General features: G+C 66.0%; 1 protein-coding gene. It reads left to right on the top strand.

The annotated features are described in order from the left end of the window. A partial coding sequence (locus PHI64_RS16040) for a VCBS domain-containing protein (protein ID WP_299884681.1) occupies window positions 1-6,835 on the top strand: 6,835 nt, incomplete at its 5' end. Window positions 6,836-7,033 lie beyond the last annotated feature (198 nt).

Here is a 7,033-nt window from a genome sequence, read left to right as displayed (position 1 = left end):
CGTCGATCCGGCCAAGGGCACGGTCGCGGTCAATCCCGACGGCACCCTCACCTTCAACCCCGCCGCCAACTTCAACGGCCCGGTGGTCGTCACTTACACCATTTCCGACGGCAATGGCGGCACCGCCTCCAGCACCGTCACCATCAATGTCACCCCGGTCAACGACGCCCCCGTGGCCGTCAATGACACCGCCACCACCACCGAAGACAACCCGGTCAGCCGCACTGCCGCCACCGGCGTGCTCGCCAACGACAGCGACATCGACAGCACCGGCCTCACCGTCTCCGGTGTCCGCACCGGCACCAACGGCGCATTCACCGCACCGGGCGCTTCCGGCGTGACCCTCACCGGTACCTACGGCACCCTGCTGATCCATGCCGACGGCAGCTACACCTACACCCCGGGTGCCGCAGCCCAGGCCCTCAACGCTGGCGACAGTGTTCAGGACGTCTTCTCCTACCAGCTCAGCGATGGCAGCCTGACCGCCACTGCCAACCTGTCCATCACCGTCATCGGCGCCAATGACCCGGCCGTGATCACCGGCAACGCCGCAGGCACCGTCAAGGAAGACACCGCCGGCCAACTCACCACCACCGGCACCCTTACCGCCACCGATGTGGACAGCCCGGCCACCTTCACGCCGGCCAGCGCCGCCGGCACCTACGGCAGCTTCGCCATCGCCGCCAACGGCACCTGGACCTACACCCTCAACAACAGTGCGGCCAACGTCCAGGCCCTCAAGGAAGGCGACACCCGCACCGAGAACTTCACCGTCACCACCGCCGACGGCACCACCCGCAACGTGGTCGTCACCGTGCTCGGCACCAACGAGATCCCCACCGTCGCCAACGTGACGGCCACCGGTGCCGAAGACCCGTCTGCGCCCATCCCTGTCGTCCTCGCCGGTAACGATGTGGACGGCACCGTCACCAGCCTCACCCTGGCCGACCTGCCTGCCAACGGCACCCTCTACCGCGATGCCGCCATGACCCAGCCGGTCACCGCCGGCACGCCTCTCGCCACCACCGGCGGTGCCGTAACCCTGTACTTCCAGCCCGGCGCCAACTGGAACGGCGAAACCAGCTTCCACTTCACCGCAGCCGACAACAACGGCGGCATCTCCAGCCAGGCCACAGCCAGCATCAGCGTTACCCCGGTAGCCGACGCCGCCGTACTCGGCACCGGCAGTGGCACCGTCAAGGAAGACACCCCCGCCCAGAGCACCGCCTCCGGCACCCTCTCCATCGTCGATCCGGACGCTGGCGAAGCCGTCTTTCAACCCCAGACCAATGTAGCCGGCACCTATGGCAGCTTCAGTGTGAACGCCTCGGGTGCCTGGACCTACACCATCGACAACACCAAGCCCGTCGTCCAGGCTCTCAAGGAAGGTGAGACCCGCACCGAGGCCTTCACCGTGAAGAGTGCCGACGGTACCGCCACCACCGTCAGCCTGACCATCATCGGCACCAACGACGGCCCTGTCGCCAACCCGAATACGGCCACCACGCCGGAAGACCAGCCCGTCACCGTCAATGTGCTGGGCAATGACACCGATCCGGATGGCGACCCCCTCAGCGTCACCGGCGCCACCGTCGATCCGGCCAAGGGCACGGTCGCAGTCAATCCCGACGGCACCCTCACCTTCAACCCCGCCGCCAACTTCAACGGCCCGGTGGTCGTCACCTACACCATCTCCGACGGCAAGGGCGGTACCGCCACCAGCACCGTCACCATCGACGTCACTCCGGTCAATGACGCACCGGTCGCCCTGGATGACGCCAACAGCCTGAGCAAGACTGCCACCACCCCAGCCACCGGCAACGTCATCACCAACCCGGCTGGCCTCGACACCGACCTGGACGGTGACACCCTCAGCGTCAGCCGGATAGGCAGCACTGCAGTCACCGGCAGCACCGTCGTCAACGGCGCCTTCGGAACCCTGACCATCCACCCGGACGGCAGCTACAGCTACAGTCAGGACAGCACCAACAGTGCCGTCACCAGCCTGGCTCCCGGCGCCTCCCTGGTGGACCGCTTCACCTACACCGTTTCCGATGGCAAGGGAGGCACCGACACGGCCCAGCTCGTCCTTACGATCTCCGGCACCAACACCGCCCCCGTCGCCAACCCCAACACCGCCACCACACCGGAAGACCAGCCCGTCACCGTCAACGTGCTGGGCAATGACACCGATCCGGAAGGCGACACCCTCTCCGTCACCGGCGCCACCGTCGATCCGGCCAAGGGCACGGTCGCGGTCAATCCCGACGGCACCCTCACCTTCAACCCCGCCGCCAACTTCAACGGCCCGGTGGTCGTCACTTACACCATTTCCGACGGCAATGGCGGCACCGCCTCCAGCACCGTCACCATCAATGTCACCCCGGTCAACGACGCCCCCGTGGCCGTCAATGACACCGCCACCACCACCGAAGACAACCCGGTCAGCCGCACTGCCGCCACCGGCGTGCTCGCCAACGACAGCGACATCGACAGCACCGGCCTCACCGTCTCCGGTGTCCGCACCGGCACCAACGGCGCATTCACCGCACCGGGCGCTTCCGGCGTGACCCTCACCGGTACCTACGGCACCCTGCTGATCCATGCCGACGGCAGCTACACCTACACCCCGGGTGCCGCAGCCCAGGCCCTCAACGCTGGCGACAGTGTTCAGGACGTCTTCTCCTACCAGCTCAGCGATGGCAGCCTGACCGCCACTGCCAACCTGTCCATCACCGTCATCGGCGCCAATGACCCGGCCGTGATCACCGGCAACGCCGCAGGCACCGTCAAGGAAGACACCGCCGGCCAACTCACCACCACCGGCACCCTTACCGCCACCGATGTGGACAGCCCGGCCACCTTCACGCCGGCCAGCGCCGCCGGCACCTACGGCAGCTTCGCCATCGCCGCCAACGGCACCTGGACCTACACCCTCAACAACAGTGCGGCCAACGTCCAGGCCCTCAAGGAAGGCGACACCCGCACCGAGAACTTCACCGTCACCACCGCCGACGGCACCACCCGCAACGTGGTCGTCACCGTGCTCGGCACCAACGAGATCCCCACCGTCGCCAACGTGACGGCCACCGGTGCCGAAGACCCGTCTGCGCCCATCCCTGTCGTCCTCGCCGGTAACGATGTGGACGGCACCGTCACCAGCCTCACCCTGGCCGACCTGCCTGCCAACGGCACCCTCTACCGCGATGCCGCCATGACCCAGCCGGTCACCGCCGGCACGCCTCTCGCCACCACCGGCGGTGCCGTAACCCTGTACTTCCAGCCCGGCGCCAACTGGAACGGCGAAACCAGCTTCCACTTCACCGCAGCCGACAACAACGGCGGCATCTCCAGCCAAGCCACCGCCAGCATCAATGTAACCCCGGTCAACGATCCCCCCGTGGCGATTGCCGATACCGGCAGCACCAACCAGGACACGGCCCTGGTCCGCAATGCGGCCGGCGGCGTGCTCACCAATGACTCCGACATCGACGGCGGTGCCCTGGGCGTAACCGGCATCGCTGCCGGCAGCGGCTCCAGCGTACCGGTCACGGCGGGCGGCACCAGCGTCAGCGGCGCCTTCGGCACCCTGCTGATCGCCCAGGACGGCAGCTACACCTACACCCCGGGCGACAGCGCCAAGGCCCTCACCCTGGGCCAGTCGGCCAGCGACGTATTCACCTACACCGTCTCCGACGGCAACGGCGGCACAGCCACCACGACCCTGACCATTCAGGTCAACGGTCTCAATGACGCCCCGGTGATCGGCGGCGTGGCCACCGGCAATGTCACCGAAGACGGCACCCTCACCGCCGGCGGCACCCTCACCATCAGCGATCCAGACGCCGGCCAATCGTCCTTCGTGCCCCAGACCCTCACCGGCACCTACGGCACCCTGACCCTGCAGTCCAGCGGCAGCTGGAGCTACAGCCTCAACAACGCTGCCACCAACGTCCAGTCCCTCAAGCAGGGCGAGGTGGTGCAGGACAACTTCAGCGTCCATAGCGCCGACGGCACCGCCAAGACGGTGACCATCAACGTCACCGGCACCAACGACGCGCCGGTGGTCGGCACGGCCACCGTGAGCGTCTCCGAGGAAGGCCTGGCTGGCGGTATCGCCGACACCACCGGTGCCAACGACACCACCAACCAGACCACCGCCAGCGGCACTATCAGCGTGTCCGACGTGGATGGCAACGCCCTCAGCGTCACCCTCACCGCCCCCACCGCCGCGCTGAGCTCCAACGGGGTGGCCATCACCTGGACCGGCAGCGGCACCCAGACCCTGGTGGGCAGTGCTGGAGGCGTGGAGATCATCCGCGCCACCATCGCCAACGACGGCACCCAATCGGTTAAGCTCTCCGGCCCCATCGATCACCCTGACACCACCCAGGAAGACGTCCTTACTCTCAACCTGGGGGTCAACGTCAATGATGGCGTGACGACCACGACCAGCGCTCTTGTCGTGCGTGTGGAGGACGATGCGCCCAAGGCCTCCAACGTCAATCAGAGCGTGGTGATTGCGCCTCAGGACACCAACCTGCTGATCGTGCTCGACAACTCCGGCAGCATGAACACCGCCGACGGGGTGGACGGAACCACACGCCTCAAATCTGCCATCACCGCCCTCACCCAGCTCATCGACACCTACGACGCACTGGGTGAAGTGCGCATCCGGATTGTCACCTTCAACAGCTCAGCTACCTCAGTCGGCACCGCCTGGACCACGGTCGATCTTGGCAAGACCCAGCTCGGGAACGTGACCTTGGGTGGTACAACCAACTTCGACTCGGCCATCGCCGCGGCTCAGAGCGCCTACGGATCAACCGGCAAGCTGGCGTCCGGTCAGAATGTGGCCTATTTCCTGTCTGACGGTGTTCCCAACTCGGGCACGGAAATCGGCACCGCCGACGAGACCGCCTGGAAGGCCTTCCTGACTGCCAACGGCATTACCAGCTACGCCCTGGGCATGGGTGCCGGCGCATCCCAGGGGCCGCTCAACCCCATCGCCTACGACGGCCTAACCAAGACTGACCTCAACGCGTCGGTCATCACTGACTTCGCCCAGCTTTCCAACGCTCTGCATGCCACCATTCCCCAATCGGCCAGCGGCGACATCCTGTCCGGCGGCCTGCTGGGCGGCACCTCGGGCTTTGGTGGTGACGGCGGTCACATCAGCTCGATCACCATCGAGGGCGTGACCTACACCTACAACCCGACCGGTGCCACCAGCGTCACCCAGAGCGGCGGAACCGGCAACGGCACCTACAACGCCACCACCCACCTCCTCACCGTGCGCACCGACGACGGCGGCACACTGGTGGTGAACATGAGCACTGGCAGCTACAACTACACGCCGCGCGCCAGCGTCACCACCCCCATCGTGGATGGCTTCGACTTCGTGCTGGCCGACAAGGACGGCGACACCGCCTCGGCCAGCGTGACCTTCAACGTCAGCCGCCAGGCCGAGCAGGTGGTCACGCTGACCAGCACCTCCACCGTCATCGAATCCAGCCGCCTCGGCCTGACCGGAGAGTACTACGGCTACAACGAGACCACCGGCGGCGTCACCCGCACCCACGCCGACGACACCACCCTGGGCAACCTGGATCATGTCTCCGACATGACCACCATCGTTGACGGCCGCAGCGGCCAGACCGTGGTGGGCACCTACAACGCCGCCCCAGCAACAGGCTCCGACGCCACCTTCAGTGCCGACAAGATCGACTACGGCTTTGGCTACACCACCGGCAGCACCACAGCCAGCGCGGTGAACGGCAACCTGGGCAATAACCCCACCGTCGGCGCCGACATGGCCGTCAATTCCGGTGCGCTGTACAACTTCCTGCGCGGTGGCACCACCGGCTCGGACGCCTCGACACTGACCACCACCACCGGCCTGGGCAACACCACAGACTCGGGCCTACGCTTTGTCGGCATGATGAACGTTGCCGGTGGGATCTACGACATCCGGGTCACCGCCGACGACGGTTTCCGCATCAACATCGGCGGCCAGACCGTGGCCATGTTCGACAACATCCAGTCGCCCACCGCCCGAACTTATACTGGCATCAGCATGGAGAGCGGCCTGCAGCCCATCGAGATCCTGTACTGGGAACAAGGTGGCAATGCCCGCCTGCGCATCGAGGTCAAACTCAGCAGCGAGGCCGACAGTGCCTACAAGACCCTGGGCACCGACGAGTTTGCTCTCTTCACGCCCACCAGTGCCCCGGTACTCAACGACCTCCAGGACATCGTCGAGAGCAGCACCAACGGCTCCTGGCTGGTGCGCACCGGCGAACGTCTGGACGGCACCGACGGCAACGATCACATCACCGGCAGCGATGGCCAGGACATCATCTACGGTGGCGCCGGCAACGACACCATCATCGGTGGCAGCGGAGCCAGCCTGATCTCCGGGGGCTCCGGCAACGATACCCTCACCGGTGGCCTCGGCTCAGACACCTTCAAATGGTCCCTCGGCGATGCCGGCAGCGCCGGCGCGCCTGCCATCGATGCCATCACCGACTTCAACAAGGCGGCGGCCATCAGTGGCGGCGATGTGCTGGACCTGGGTGACCTCCTGCAGGGCGAGAGCCACACCGGCACCAACCCGGGCAACCTGGGCAGCTATCTGCACTTCGAAAAGTCCGGTGTCGACACTGTGGTGCACATCAGCAGCACCGGCGGTTACACCGGCGGCACCTTCAGCGCCGGCGCCACCGACCAGAAGATCGTGCTGCAGGGCGTGGATCTGACCAACAGCGGAGCCCTCAGCACGGATGCCCAGATCATTCAGGACCTGCTGACCAAGGGCAAGCTAAGCGCCGACTGAGCAAGGTGCAGCAATGGCATAAGAAGGGCACCGGCTTCAAGCTTCTCGTAAACACCCCACGGAGCTTGAAGCCGGATTTGACCAGGGGGGTCATGGCTTGACGGTGGCGCCTGTCGAATCAGTCGAGCCGCGTGTGACACGTATCTATAGAGCTAGAATGGCCTGAACATCCCCGCCACTTCTTTTAAATATACCGGC

The sequence above is a fragment of the Zoogloea sp. genome (assembly GCF_028689785.1).
In the GTDB taxonomy this organism is placed as follows: Bacteria; Pseudomonadota; Gammaproteobacteria; order Burkholderiales; family Rhodocyclaceae; genus Zoogloea.
This window is presented reverse-complemented; position numbering and strand designations above follow the sequence as displayed.